Origin of the sequence: Gryllotalpicola reticulitermitis, from assembly GCF_042651345.1 — a bacterium.
Lineage (GTDB): Bacteria > Actinomycetota > Actinomycetes > Actinomycetales > Microbacteriaceae > Gryllotalpicola > Gryllotalpicola reticulitermitis.
Genome location: NZ_JBHSCN010000002.1, coordinates 362,035 through 375,536, shown reverse-complemented (window position 1 = coordinate 375,536; position 13,502 = coordinate 362,035). Strand labels below are relative to the sequence as shown.

Genomic DNA, 13,502 nt, shown 5'->3' with positions numbered 1-13,502 from the left:
CCCGCCGTCAGATGGCGTCGAGGACCGCGTCGGTGAACTCGGCGGTGGTCGTGCTGCCGCCGAGGTCGGGTGTCGCCAGTCCGGCGCTGAGCACTTCCTCGACTGCGCGCATGAGATCGCTGGCAGCCTCGCTTGCGCCGAGGTGTTCGAGCATCATCACGCCAGACCAAATCTGTCCGACGGGGTTGGCGATGCCGCGGCCGGCGATGTCGGGGGCGGAGCCGTGCACGGGCTCGAAAAGCGACGGGAAGTTCCGCTCCGGATTGAGGTTCGCGCTCGGCGCGACACCGATCGAGCCGGTGAGGGCGCTGCCGAGGTCAGAGAGGATGTCGCCGAAAAGGTTCGAGGCTACGACCACGTCAAGCGACTCGGGCTTGAGGACCATGCGCGCGGCGAGCGCATCGATGAGAACGCTGTCGACCTGGACGTCTTCGTCTGCCGCCAGCTCCGTGACGATTTCGTCCCAGAACGGCATCGTATGAATGATGCCGTTGCTCTTGGTCGCCGACGTAAGCACGCCGGTGCGCGCATGCGCCAGACGGGCGGCGAAGCGAGTCACGCGCTCGACGCCACGTCGTGTGAAGACGGCGAGCTGACTCGCAATCTCGTCTGGCGAGCCACGGTAGAGTCGGCCGCCGATTTCCGAATACTCCCCCTCGTTGTTCTCGCGGACGATGAGAAAGTCGATTGGGGCGTCATTGGCGAGGGGCCCGCGAACCCCCGGCAGGGTGCGCACGGGGCGCAGATTGATGTACTGCTGAAATCCCCGGCGAATGGGAATGAGCAGACCCCAGAGGGTTTCGGTGTCAGGGATGTCGGGGTGTCCCACTGCGCCGAGCATCACTGCGTCCGACGCCGCGAGCGTATCGAGCGCGTCGGTCGGCATCATGCGGCCGGTAGCGAGATAGTGCTCGGAGCCCCACGGATGCTCGTTAAACACGAGGCCGATGCCGTGCCGTGATGCGACGCGCTCCAGGCAACGGGTCGCTGCAGGAACAACCTCGAGCCCGATGCCGTCCCCTGGAATTACGGAGATGGTGAACGTCGGCATCTGGGCTCCTCGCGTCGTGTCTAGCGTTATTTTGATACAGCGTCTTATTGTATTGTCATGATCGATCTCGCGCGTCTTAACGTACGCGACTTCTTCGGCGGGGCCATTGCCGAGACCCCCGGGTCGTCGTTCCTCGTGTTCACCGGCGACGATCGCGAGTGGAGCTACCGCGACGCCGGCGCGGAGATCACGCGCGCCGCCGCGGCGTGGCACAGCCTCGGGGTCGGCAAAGGTGATCGCGTCGCGTTCATGCTCGATAACTCGCCGCAGTTCGTCTGGGCCTGGCTCGGACTCGCGAGCATTGGCGGCGTGCTCGTAGCCATCAACACCGGCTTCAAGACTTCGGAGGCCGAATACCTGGTGCGCGATTCGGGCGCGCGCTTCGTCCTCGCCGGCGATGAGCACGTCGAGGTGTTGCGTGGCGTGCAGGCGGCCCTTCCGGAGGTCGCCGTGCTACACGGCGACGCGGGGACCGAATCGTTCACGGCGCTGATGGAGGCCGAGCTAGATCCTGCACCGCACGTTGAACTTTCGGGCGATGACGTTATCTCGCTGATATACACGTCGGGTACCACTGGCAATCCGAAAGGGGTCATGCAGACCCATCGCAACTTCGTTCTCACGGGCCAGGCGTACGTCGACTGGATGCATATGGAGCGCGGTGATCGCATTTACGCGTGCCTGCCACTCTTCCACATCAACTCGCAGGCGTACTCGACGATGGCGGCGATCGCCGCCCGTGGCGCCATGGTGCTCTCGCCACGCTTCAGCGCGAGTCGATTCTGGTCCGAGGTGCGGCGGCATCGGGTCACCGTGTTCAACTTCATCGGTGCCATGGCGCTCATCCTTACCAAGTCCGAGCCATCCGCGGACGACGCCGACAACGCCGTCAGAATCGCGTATGGCGTGCCAACACTCGCCACAGAGGTCGTCGACGCGATCGAGCACCGTTTCGGGCTGAGGTGCATCTCCGGCTTTGGCATGAGCGAGACGACGTTCGGTCTTCTCGAGCCGCTCGATCAGCCGCGTCGACCGGGCTCGATGGGGATCGAGCGACACCACCCCGATCCGATGGTGCCGCGCACGCAGGCGAAGATCGTCGATGGCGACGGTGTGGAGGTGCCGCGCGGGACTGCGGGGGAGCTGCTGCTCAAGAATGCCGCAATGATGCTCGGGTATTTCGGCCGTCCAGCCAAGACCGCCGAGACGCTCATCGATGGCTGGCTGCACACCGGTGACAGTGCATATCAGGACGAGGACGGATTCTTCTTCTTCGTCGACCGAATGAAAGACATCGTCCGGCGTCGCGGTGAGAACATCTCGTCGCTCGAGGTCGAGCGAACCGTTGCGCGCCACCCGCACATCGCGGAGGCCGCCGTCATCGGCGTGCCCGCAGAGCTCTCAGACGAAGAGTTGCTCGTCTTCGTCGTGCCGCGTGACCCCGGTGAGCCTGTGACAGCAGACGAGGTCTTCGTGTGGGCGGCCGAACACCTGGCCGACTTCAAGGTGCCGTTGTACGTGCGCCTCATCGGTGAGCTGCCCAAAACAGCGACCGCCAAAGTCCAGAAGGAGAAGCTCCGCGCGATCGACGCGGATGACCGGTCCGGTCGCATCGAGCGCGCCGGCGCGAGAAGGTAGGAACATGGCGTTGAAGGACGCGCCGGCGACAGCGGAGTCGCGCGGCATAGAACTCGTCGGGTACCACGATCTCGGGAAGAACCCCGCGTTCAAAGTGGCGATGCAGAGGGTGGGTGAGCGGTACTACCTATATCTGAGTCACTTCTGGGTATCGCGTTGGTCGGTTATCGATGTCACAGATCCAGCGAACCCCGAACTCATCTCGCATGTCGACGGGCCGCCTGCGAGTTGGACCTATCAGGTCCAGGTGGCCGACGGACTCATGATCGGCGCGCTCGAACGTCCCACGCCGGGCTGGGGTTACGACCCCGCCGCGACCGAAGAGGTCGGTGTGTTGCTCTTCGATGTGAAGGCCGACCCCGCGCATCCGTCATTCATCGCCCACTACGACACGGGCGGACGCGGCACTCATCGCAACTACTACGACGGCGGTCGCTACGCCTACCTGGCGACGGAGGCCGACGGCTTCACCGGCAACATCCTCTCAATTGTCGACGTCTCCGACCCCACCCACGTCGTCGAGGTCGGACGCTGGTGGGCGCCCGGTCAGCACCTGGCCGCCGGTGAGACCGGAGGTTCGAAGTGGGGACTGCACGGACCCGCGCACGTGGTCGGCGACCTTGCCTATTGCAGTTGGGGGCAGTACGGATTCCTCATTCTCGATGTCTCCGACAAGACGCAGCCGACGCTGGTGTCGCGGGTGAGCTTCGGGGACTTCGGCAGTCCCCTCGGTGTGCACACTGCGTTCAAGCACGGCGATTTCGTTGTCGTGAACAGCGAGTCGTTGGGTGAGGGTGACAGCGAGGGACTGCCATATGCGGTTGCGGTCGACGTGCATGACCCGGCGATGCCACGGATCGTTTCCTGGTTCCCGACACCGATCCCGGAAGAGAGCACGGGTCTGCGCAGCTATCAGCAGAAGGGCGGTCGTCACGGGCCGCACAATCAACACCAGTATCAGGGCGTGGCAGGCACCCTGGAGGACTCGTCGCGGGTGTACTTCACCCACTTCAACGCGGGGCTGCGGGTGTACGACTTCACCGAGCCGCTGCGTCCGCGCGAAATCGCCCACTACGTTCCCGCCGACCCCACCGAGCGGCTCGGGCCGAAGCCAGCTCAGCTCACGACGTCCTTCGAGGACCTCATCGTGGACGAGCGCGGCTACATCTACTGCACCGACAAGAACTACGGGCTCTTCGTGCTGACGCTGGCTGACTGACCGGAGGGCGGGCGGCAGCCGGAACTGTTCGCCCGCCCACTCGTCACGCGGCGACGATCGGTGACGACACCGCCCCGACGCGCTCGATCGCGACCTCGACGACATCGCCAGGCACGAGGAAGCGTGGCGGTGTGCGGACATAGCCGACGCCCGAGGGCGTGCCGGTTGCAATGAGGTCGCCCGAGTTCAGAGTCATCTCCTGACTCAGGAACTCGAGCAACTCGCCGATGCCGAAGATCATGTTGCTCGTGGAATCGGACTGGACGACTTCGCCGTTGACGCGCGACTCGATCGCGAGGCCACCGTCGATCGGGCCGACCTCGGCCGACGTCACAATATCGCCGATAGGCCCGCTGCGATCGGTGTTCTTCCCCAGCGTCCACTGCGTCGTCAGCTTCTGCAGCGTACGGGCGGTCAGATCGTTGAACGGCGCATAGCCGTAGATCGCCCCGGCCGTCTCGGCCGCGCGTGCGCGATATAGTGGCCGGCCCACAACCGCGAGCAACTCGGCCTCCCAGTCGAGGCCGGGTTCGTTGCGCGGCACCGGCACCGCGTCGCCGTCCAGGGCGAGCGACGCGGTCCAGCGCGCGAACACGGTCGGATGCCGGGGCGGCGCCCAGCTGCCTTCCGCCGCATGCTCCGCGTAGTTGAGCCCGATGCAGATCACGCGAGCCGACGGGCGCACGGGTGGCACCTGTTCGACGGCGGCAAGGGCGATCGGCTCGCTCTCGCGCTCGCCTGCGGACTCACCCCAGCGGAACGGGTCCTCCCAGAACTCCTCGAGCTCGGCGATTGGCAGAGCCGTGCTCGCACTGATCCGTCGCGCAACGATGACGCGCCGCCCAGAGCGATAGCCGACAAGACGCATGACGACCCGCTTCAGTCGGCGACCGTCGCGCGAGGCGCGGTCGCGGCGGCGTAGACGGAATCGAATGCGGCTTTTCCCTCGTCGAGAAGCCGCGCCGTAGGCCACTGCCACATCGGGTCGGGCAGGGGCTCGCCGAACGTTCCGTCGTCGGAGAAGATCTCGAGCTCGTACCAGCCGCGATAGCCCGCGTCGTGCGCGGTGCGAATAACGCCTTCGACCGGTAAGACGCCTTGACCGGGAAGCGCCCGGTCGAAGCGGCCGGGATTGCCGGGGGCTCGATCGCAGACCTGAATGCCGGCGATCACGTCGATGTACTCACGGATATTCTCGAGGGGTTCGTCGGCGATGTGCCAGTTATCGAGGAGCACGCCGATCGTGCCCTCTCCGCCGGCGTCGGCGATGAGGTCAGCGGCCTGGGGGATCGTCTGCACCAGGCTGCCCGCGCTTCCGGGGCTGATCACCTCGAGCGCGAGCTTCACACCTGCGTCCTTGGCGACGTCGATGACCTCCTTGAACGCCGCCACAACGCGACGGCGGGAATCTGTCGAGTCACCGCCCTGTGGAGCGCCGGCGAGAATGCAGACGGCTACGGGGTTGAACACGCTGAACCGCTTGACGGACTCTTTGAGCATCTGCAGCCGCGCGGCCGCGTCCTTCGGGTGGGCGAAGTGCCCATTGCCGGTGAAGATGCCCGGAGTGAGCGGGAAGCAGAAGGTCGCGCTCAGGCCGGCGTCTGCGAGGGCAGCCGAACGCTCCGCATCGCGGTCGCCCTCGAGCTTGAACTCCCACAGGCCGATGCCGTGCACATCCGCCTTCGGGTACTCGGCGAGTTCGTTGATGAAGGGCGCGTGGTAGGTCGTCCCCTCCGATACGGCGAACAGAGGCTTTTCGGACACCGTCGTCTCCTCACTCATTGACCTGCACCAACACCTTCAGCTCGTCGCTCGGCTGCGACAGGACCTCAAAACCACGGGCGACGATCTCCGTGAGGGGGATCTTCGCGGTTGCGACTCCATCGATCGGGTAAGCGCCGGAACGCACCATCGCGACGGTGGCATCCCACGCGTGCCGGGTGTAGCCCACAGACCCGACCATGGTCAGGTCGGCACGGGTGATGCGGCGTATGTCGAAGGTGACCGCCTCAAGGTGCACCGCGGGCACGGCGAGGGTTCCGCCCGGCTTGACGGACTCGAGTGCGGTCGCGTTCGCCGCCGGCTTGCCCGCCGCGTCGATCGCGACGTCCACGCCAAGACCGCCCGTAATGTTGCGCAGATACCCGGGAATGTCCGACGCCGCGTCGGCCGGAATCACCGTCCCACCGAACTTGCCGACGAGCGCCGCGCGCTTCGGGTTGAGCTCGAACACATGCACCTGTGCGGCACCCAGGGCCCGCGCCGCGAGAAGCGACAGTACGCCGATCGCACCGGCGCCCGCGATAAAGACGGTATCTCCAGCGGACACGCCCGCCTTCTGCGCGGCGTTGAGCGCGACGGCGGCCGGTTCGATCAGCGCTCCGGTCGATGCTGGGATGCCGTTCAAGGGTGTGAGCTGGTAGTGCTCGACGAGGACTTTCTCGCCGAAGCCACCCCACGGCGAGCTCAGCCCGTTCCACGCCTTGATGCGGCAGTTCTGGTACTCGCCGCGGAGGCACGCCTCGCATTTGCCGCAGTGCAGCAGAGGGTAGACCGCGACCTCGTCACCGACCTTGACGTTCTCGATTTCGGCGCCGATCTCCTCGACGCGCGCTGAGAACTCGTGACCGAGAATCAGCGGGCGCCCCTCATAGCCGGTTAACGGATGCCGCGCGGCGTAGTCACTCGTGCCGTGGCCGGTGTACTCCTTGATGTCCGTTCCGCAGATGCCGCTCCAGAGCGGCGAGACGATGGCTTGCAACGGGCCCGGGGCGGAAGGGGCTGGAACTTCTTCGATCCGCATGTCCGCTGGGCCATAAAGACGGGCTGCCCTCATTGGCGCCCGCACGGCAGTTGTGCTTGACATGCGAGCGAGTCTATAAAATATAGTTTTCGTGTCAAGGAGGACAGATGGCCGGAGACGGTACACCCCATCGATCGAAGATCCTGACGCTCACCGGCCATGCCGAGCACATGCTGCGCGAGCTGATCTTCAGCGGCGAATTGCGTCCGGGAGTGCGAATCTATGCGGACGAGATGGCGGACCGACTCGGAATGAGTGCGATTCCGGTACGTGAAGCTCTGCGCACGCTCGCCTCACGCGGGCTCGTCGAGGCCATCCCGCAGCGCGGGTTCCGGGTGCGCCCAGCCGATCGTGAGGACTTTCAGCAGACCTACGAGATGCGCCAACTCCTCGATCCTTACGCGGCTCGGCTTGCCGTGCCGCGCATGGATGGCGCAGCCATGGACGCCATGGGCCGGGCTCTCGAAAAGCTGTCGGGCACCATTCTGGCCGGCGACGTCGACAGCTACGACGCCGACCATCACGCGTTCCACTTCTCGATCTACAACCAATGTGGCAATCGCTGGCTGATCGACGTGCAGCAGATGCTCTGGGAGAACAGCCAGCGCTACCAACGCATCTCCACCGGCATCCGCGGCAGTGCAGAGGATCGCGTCGCCGAGCACCGCGCGATCGCCGACGCATGCCGGCTCGGCGATGCCGACGCAGTGTCGGCACTCGTCTACAAGCACCTCGAGCACACCCGCTCGGTCGTCTATGAAGCCCTCGGTGCTGAGGGTGAGAAGGAGGAGGACTAAGTGCCTTTCGATACCAGCCGTGCCGTGTGGTTTGTCGGACCACGTCAGATCGAACTGCGCGAGGCACCGGTGCACAGGCCGGAGCCGTACGAGATCACAGTCCGTGCCACGCGTTCGCTGATCAGTGCCGGCACTGAGATGCTCGTGTATCGCGGCGACACGAACCCGGGCGACCGTATGCCGCCGAACTCGGAGGGGCAGTTCCCGTTCCCGACGAAGTACGGCTACCAGACCGTGGGCGAGGTTGTCGCTGCAGGCGAGGACAGCGGTTTCCATGTTGGCGAGCACGTGTTCACCAGGCATCCGCATCAGGATCTCTTCACGATCGAGGCGCGACCCGAGTATGTCGTCCGCGTGCCAGCCGGTGTCGACGACTCGACCGCGACATTCCTCAACCTCACGCGCGTCGCCCTCACCGGGGTGCTCGACGTCCCCGTGAAAGTGGGCGAGACCGCCGTTGTGTTCGGGCAGGGCATCGTCGGAATGATGTGTGCGCGGATCGCTGGGCTCAACGCGGCCGCGACCGTCGTCGTCGACCGATTCGAGAAGCGCCGCGCGCTCGCTCTGCACTACGGTGCGCGCGCGGCCGTCGAGCCCCAGGACGTGAAGGATGTGGTGTTCGAGCTCTCCCACGGCCGCGGCGCCGACGTCGTGTACGAGGCAAGCGGCGCACCGCCTGCGCTTCAGTCCGCGATCGAGATCGCGGCCGATCAGGGCGAGATCGTGGCGATCTCGTTGTACGGAAATCACGAGGTGCCGCTCAGGCTGGCGCCCGAGTTCCATTTCCGCAGGCTGCGCATCACGAGTTCACAGGCGACCGATCAGGCGAGGTGGAACTGGGTGCGTCGGACGGAGGCGGCGTTCGGCTTGCTCGAGCGATTGAGCGTTGCCGACATGATCAGCAGCCACGTCGGTTTCGCCGCTGCTGCCGAGGCCTATGAACTCGTTGACAGGGATCCGGCGAACGTGCTCGGCGCTGTGCTGGATTACCCCGCGTAATTGTGTACGCCGTGCACAAGTTGTGCTAAGAACGAGACACTGTATCGATAGAACGGATCGAGTTTGTTGTAATGAGCGGTCGCGCAGAGGGCAAGGTCGTGCTGGTCACGGGTACCGGCGGTGATATCGCGCGGGCCGCGGCGATCACGCTGGCACGGGAAGGCGCCCACGTCGTCGGCTGCGACATCAATGTCGAACTCGCCGAGGAGACCGTGGCCGCTGTGCGGGACGCGGGCGGCAGCATGGACTCGCTGCATCCGCTCGACCTCTCCGTCGAAGGGGACGCCCAGCGCTGGGTGGAGTTCGCACTCGCGCGTCACGGCCGCATCGACGCGATCGTGAACAACGCGAAGGCGGCGCGCGGCGGCTCCGGTGAAGAGACGAGCGCCGAGGACTGGCGATTCACGATCGACCGCAACCTCACTCTGCCATGGCTGGTGACCAAAGCCGCCATCCCCGCGCTCAAGGAGAGTCAGGGCTCGGTGCTCTTCATCGCCTCGGTTTCCGGCGCCCAGTTCGGCACCGGTTATCCCGGCAACACGACGAACCTTGTCGCGTACTCCACCGCCAAAGCCGGCATTCTGCGACTCAGTGTCGCACTCGCTAACGAGCTGGGGGCGGCCGGTGTGCGCGTCAACACGCTGTCACCTGGCATCGTCGAGACCGCGTCGACCCTGCGCAGCTATGGCCTGCCCGGGACACCCAGACGAGAACTGGTGAGCCGTCCTGCTCTATTGCCTCAGCGCACCGGGCACCCACAAGACATCGCCAACGCCGTCCTCTTCCTCGTCTCCGACGACGCGTCATGGATCACTGGCGCCGACCTCCGCGTCGATGGCGGCTGGGCCGCGTCCGGCGGCGTCGGCCCCATGACATCGGGGGACGCCGAGACGCTTGCGTCCCGCGCCTAACGGTGTCCTTCGCGAAACATCAACTCAACACACCCTGCCGAACTGAGATTGAGACCGCCGCCCGACCATTCAACCCGCTGCACAGCCCAAACTGACGCCCCACCTCTGGGATCAATTCAAAGGAGAAGGACCAGATCATGTCAGAGCAGATAACCCCGCGCGCCGCGGGACCCTCCTTCCAGGTCGGCACCGAGACCGGCATCGCCATCGATCCTGCCGAGGTGCCGCCCCCACCCCCTGGAGCGCTCCGCACCGTCGCGACGAGCGCTATCTTCGGCGGCGTCATCGAGTGGTTCGACTACTTCATCTACGCGCAAGCCGCGGCGCTCGTGTTCCCGGCGATCTTCTTCCCGAACCAGAACGCCATCACCGGCGTGCTGCTGTCATTCGGTGGTTTCGCGGTCGGGCAGTTCGCCCGCCCAATCGGCGCCATCGTCTTTGGCAACCTCGGCGACAAGATCGGTCGCAAGCCGGTGCTGGTCGCGACGTTCCTCCTCATGGGGATCTCGACGCTCCTAATGGGCTTCCTGCCCTCGTACGCCCTCGTCGGTGTCTGGGCGCCGATCCTCCTGACGGTGCTTCGTGTCGCCCAGGGCTTCGGTGCGGGCGCGGAGTTTGCCGGGGCATCCGTCATCATGCTCGAATACGCCCCCAAGAAGCGCCGCGGGCTCTACGGGTCGGTCGGCACGGTTGGCTCTTCCACGGGCCTCATGCTCGGCACCGCTGTCTTCCTGCTGCTTCAGTTCCTGCCGCACGACCAGCTGCTCGCGTGGGGCTGGCGCCTGCCGTTCTACCTCAGCGCGATTCTGGTCGCCGTCGGCATCTGGATTCGATACCGGGTCAGCGAATCGCCGCTCTTCGAGGCCGTCGTTAAGAAGGACCTTGTCGAACGCGTCCCGCTTGGCGGCGTCATCCGCCGTGAGTGGCGCTCTCTGATCCTCGTGTTCTGCCTGGCCGCCGGCGTCCAGATGGGAACCTACGTGTTCCTCACGTGGATCCTGTCGTACCTCAATGGACTCAAGGATGCGTCGGGCGCCGCCTATTTCCAGCCGCAGCAGAGCACCTGGTTCGTGTTCCTCGCGGGCGTGGCGTCCGTCATCGGCACTCCACTATGGGGATTGCTGTCCGACAAGATCGGCAGGAAGGTCGTCTTCGGTGGCGCAGCGTTGCTCACCGCCGCGCTCACATTCCCGTACTTCCTCATGATCAACACCGGTAACCCGTTCTGGGCCGCATTCGCCGTGATTCTCGTCGGTGGCGTCACGACCCAGATGATGGCGGGCGTGCAGGGTTCGCTGTTCGGCGAGGTCTTCTCGACCAAACTGCGCTACAGCGGCTTCGCACTTGGTCGCGAGGTCTCGGCTGCAATCTTCGGCGGCCTCTCGCCGGTGATCGCGACAGCGCTCGTCGCGGCATCTGGCGGGAAGTTCTCGTCGGTCGCGATCTACGTCGCAGCCGTCGCGCTGCTGACCGCAGTCGCGGTGCTGTTCGCACGCGAGACCAACAAGGCCGACCTCAAACTGTGACCGCCACGCGCGGGGAGAGAATGCGCGCTCGGGGAGAGTTTTCGGCCGACGCGGCTTCCCCAGCGCACATTCTCTCCCCGAACGGGCGACCTCGGTCGCACGCTCAGTCTCGGAACCCGAGCCGCCCGCTGAGTTCGTGGCAGGCTGCGACAACCGCGGCCGCGATCTCGGGCTCCTGCGCGGTGTCCGAACGCTGCGACGGCCAGGTGAAGACGATCGAGCCGACGCAGGACCCCGCGGCGTCGAAGAACGGGGCGGCAACGGCCGCCCCCGAGACGACGCGCTCGCCATGGCTGACACTGAAGCCACGCTCATGATCGACCCGGGCTTGCTCGATCAGCCGAGTGGCATCCGTCATCGTGCTCGGCGTCATGGGGATCAGACCCACTCGCCGAACAAGCGCCGCGATCTCGCCGTCCGACAGAGTGGACAGGACAGCGCGGCCGCCGGCTCCTGCGTACAGCGGGGCACGCTCCCCGGGGTCGATGACGTAGCGGACATTGTGCGTCGAGTCGACCTTGTCGCGGAAGATGATCTCGTCACCTTCGCGCACTGCGAGATAGCACGTCTCGTTGAAGGTGGTCGCGAGCTCCCGCACGATTGGCTCGGCGGCTTGCCAGAGCGTGTCACGACTGTGGATCGTCGCCGCCAAGGCGAACAGCTCAGGCCCGACGCGAAAGCGGCCCGAGAACTCGTCCTGCAAGGCGATTCCTTGGTCTGTCAGCTGCTCGAGCAGGCGAGAAACGGCACTCTTGTCGATGCCGAGATCCCGTGCCAACTCGCGCACACCGATGCCTTCCGGGCGCGCGGCCAGTTCGCGCAGGAGCATGATCACCTTGCTGGTCGTCGTGGGACGGTTCCGCCGCCGCGCGGCGATCGCGGTCTCGGTGGTCGCGCCCTCGGCTGCCTCGATACTCACGCGCGAGCCCCCTTCCTCGGCCACTGCTTCGATCAGTGGACATGACGACTTTAGTGGCGCGGTCGCGGCAGTCTCAGAGAGTCTCTGCCGCACCCAGCACGACGGTCGCGTGGCCGCCGAGTGTGAATCCCATTCCGTGCGCGACGGCGGTTCGTGCTCCCGTCACCTGTCGGGCGCCGGCATCGCCCCGGAGCTGCTGCACCGCCTCCGTCAACAGGAATGCTCCGAGCATTCCGGGGTGCACGAACGAGAGGCCGCCGCCGTTGGTATTGAGCGGCAGCGATCCGCCGGGCCTCGTCGCGCCTGATTCCAGAAGTGCCCCGCCGTCGCCCTTCGCGCAAAATCCAATGTCTTCGAGCAGTACGGCGAGGCTCATCGTGAACGCGTCGTAGACCTCGGCCACATCGACGTCCTGGGGAGTCAGCCCAGACATCTCGAACGCGCGTTGTGCCGAGTCCACGGCGCGGGTGACGGTGAGGTCGGTCATACCGGTGATGTTGCGATGATCGGATGCTTCGCCGAAGCCGAGTACGAACGCCGGGACCGTGGGCAGCTCGCGGGCTCGCTCGGCGGAGGTGATGACGAGTGCGGCTGCGCCGTCGGTCACCAGACAGCAGTCGAGCTTGTGCACGGGTGTCGAGATGAGCGGAGAGCTCAGCACATCATCGATGGTGAGCGGGCGATCGCGATATGGTGCACGCGGGTTGAGCCGTGACCACTCGCGGGCGGCGACGGCGGCGTGCGCGAACTGCTCTGAGGTACTGCCGTACTGGTGCATGTGGCGCGCCGCGATCATGGCGATCGGACTGATGGGATGCATCATGCCGTAGGGCCGTTCGTATTCGAGCCACTCCGAGCCGCTCACGAGTGCACGTCCGTCTGAACGCTGCGTTGAGCCGTAGGTGATCAGCGCGTAGTCGCAGAGGCCGGTCTCGATCGCGGCGGCGGCGTGCCCGACGTAGGCCTCGAAGGAGCATCCGCCGAGCACACTCGAGTCCGTGTACCGCGGCGCCAGACCGAAGTATTCGGCGAATGTCAGCGTTGGGGCGTAGTAATAGGGCGTCGTAGCGAACAGCCCGTCGATCTGGTCCTTGCGCACGCCAGCATCGGCGATGGCGAGTCGCGCTGCGTCGGCCATCATTCCCGCAGGTGAGCGGGCGCCGGCCGGCTCCGCGAGCTCTGCGATCCCGACGATCGCAATACGGCCGCGTAGCGACGCCCCGCGCTTCGCCATCACGGCGTCACCGGCGCAAACGTCACGCCCGTCTCGTCGGCTGCGGCCACGACGCGCCCGCCGATTCCGGCGGCCGCGGCCTCGCGGGTCAGCTCACCGATGACCCGTATGCCTTCATCGAGATCCACGAGCCCAACCGAATAGGGCACGTCCTCGGCGCGGGCGGGGTCGCCCGCTCGGAGCAGTGTGGTCAGGGTGTAAACGGTGCCGAGCCCGCGCGATTCCGTGACTACCAGGTCCGATGACATGCACTTCGGACAGACCGTCCGCAGGTACCAAACCGGCTCCTGGCAGGATGTGCACTGCTGAAACACGATGCGCCCGTCGCGAAGCGCGTCGGCGTACACGGCCTCCTCACCGCGTGGACGACTGGCATCGACTCGAACCATATGTGGCCTCCGGTGC

13 protein-coding genes are annotated in these 13,502 nt (G+C 65.8%); 6 read left to right on the top strand and 7 right to left on the bottom strand.

The features are described from left to right. Window positions 1–7: 7 nt before the first annotated feature. On the bottom strand, window positions 8–1,051 hold the full coding sequence (locus ACFOYW_RS02225; RefSeq protein ID WP_390226980.1) for a tartrate dehydrogenase: 1,044 nt from the start codon (window positions 1,049–1,051) through the stop codon (window positions 8–10). A gap of 57 nt (window positions 1,052–1,108) precedes the next feature. Between ACFOYW_RS02225 and ACFOYW_RS02220 the strand changes: the two genes are divergently transcribed. After that, window positions 1,109–2,689: an AMP-binding protein gene (locus ACFOYW_RS02220; protein ID WP_390226978.1), complete on the top strand. Its 1,581-nt coding sequence runs from the start codon at window positions 1,109–1,111 to the stop codon at window positions 2,687–2,689. A 4-nt stretch (window positions 2,690–2,693) separates the two neighbouring features. After that, entirely contained in the window at window positions 2,694–3,908 is a 1,215-nt protein-coding gene (locus ACFOYW_RS02215) for an LVIVD repeat-containing protein (protein ID WP_390226976.1), read from the top strand. A gap of 43 nt (window positions 3,909–3,951) precedes the next feature. Here the strand turns inward: ACFOYW_RS02215 and ACFOYW_RS02210 are convergent, their stop codons facing one another. Genes ACFOYW_RS02210 through ACFOYW_RS02200 form a run of 3 tightly spaced genes read right to left on the bottom strand, consistent with a single transcriptional unit; the run spans window position 3,952 to window position 6,711 of the window. Further along, complete coding sequence (locus ACFOYW_RS02210; RefSeq protein WP_390226975.1) at window positions 3,952–4,776, bottom strand: fumarylacetoacetate hydrolase family protein; 825 nt, start codon at window positions 4,774–4,776, stop codon at window positions 3,952–3,954. An 11-nt stretch (window positions 4,777–4,787) separates the two neighbouring features. Further along, window positions 4,788–5,672 carry a sugar phosphate isomerase/epimerase family protein gene (locus ACFOYW_RS02205; RefSeq protein ID WP_390226974.1) on the bottom strand — a complete coding sequence of 295 codons (885 nt, stop codon included), beginning with the start codon at window positions 5,670–5,672 and terminating at the stop codon, window positions 4,788–4,790. A gap of 10 nt (window positions 5,673–5,682) precedes the next feature. Continuing rightward, window positions 5,683–6,711 carry a zinc-dependent alcohol dehydrogenase gene (locus ACFOYW_RS02200; RefSeq protein ID WP_390226972.1) on the bottom strand — a complete coding sequence of 343 codons (1,029 nt, stop codon included), beginning with the start codon at window positions 6,709–6,711 and terminating at the stop codon, window positions 5,683–5,685. A gap of 107 nt (window positions 6,712–6,818) precedes the next feature. Here ACFOYW_RS02200 and ACFOYW_RS02195 point away from each other — a divergent pair, with 107 nt between their 5' ends. The 4 genes from ACFOYW_RS02195 (at window position 6,819) to ACFOYW_RS02180 (ending at window position 10,944) form a co-directional block, all read left to right on the top strand. Further along, window positions 6,819–7,508 carry a GntR family transcriptional regulator gene (locus ACFOYW_RS02195; RefSeq protein ID WP_390226971.1) on the top strand — a complete coding sequence of 230 codons (690 nt, stop codon included), beginning with the start codon at window positions 6,819–6,821 and terminating at the stop codon, window positions 7,506–7,508. Next, window positions 7,509–8,507: a zinc-dependent alcohol dehydrogenase gene (locus ACFOYW_RS02190; protein ID WP_390226970.1), complete on the top strand. Its 999-nt coding sequence runs from the start codon at window positions 7,509–7,511 to the stop codon at window positions 8,505–8,507. Window positions 8,508–8,578: 71 nt separating this feature from the next. After that, window positions 8,579–9,418, top strand: a complete 840-nt coding sequence (locus ACFOYW_RS02185; RefSeq protein ID WP_390226968.1) for an SDR family NAD(P)-dependent oxidoreductase — start codon at window positions 8,579–8,581, stop codon at window positions 9,416–9,418. A 137-nt stretch (window positions 9,419–9,555) separates the two neighbouring features. Then, window positions 9,556–10,944, top strand: coding sequence for an MFS transporter (locus ACFOYW_RS02180; protein ID WP_390226967.1), 1,389 nt, complete (start codon window positions 9,556–9,558; stop codon window positions 10,942–10,944). Between the two features lie 103 nt (window positions 10,945–11,047). Here ACFOYW_RS02180 and ACFOYW_RS02175 read toward each other — a convergent pair whose 3' ends face one another. From ACFOYW_RS02175 to ACFOYW_RS02165, 3 genes are all read right to left on the bottom strand, one after another. Continuing rightward, window positions 11,048–11,863, bottom strand: a complete 816-nt coding sequence (locus ACFOYW_RS02175; RefSeq protein WP_390226966.1) for an IclR family transcriptional regulator — start codon at window positions 11,861–11,863, stop codon at window positions 11,048–11,050. 73 nt (window positions 11,864–11,936) lie between these two features. Beyond that, window positions 11,937–13,097 (bottom strand): acetyl-CoA acetyltransferase, encoded by a 1,161-nt coding sequence (locus tag ACFOYW_RS02170; protein WP_390226965.1) that lies wholly within the window; start codon window positions 13,095–13,097, stop codon window positions 11,937–11,939. Next, window positions 13,097–13,444, bottom strand: a complete 348-nt coding sequence (locus ACFOYW_RS02165) for a Zn-ribbon domain-containing OB-fold protein (protein ID WP_390226964.1) — start codon at window positions 13,442–13,444, stop codon at window positions 13,097–13,099. The genes ACFOYW_RS02170 and ACFOYW_RS02165 overlap by 1 nt, the downstream gene beginning before the upstream one ends. Between the last annotated feature and the right edge of the window lie 58 nt (window positions 13,445–13,502).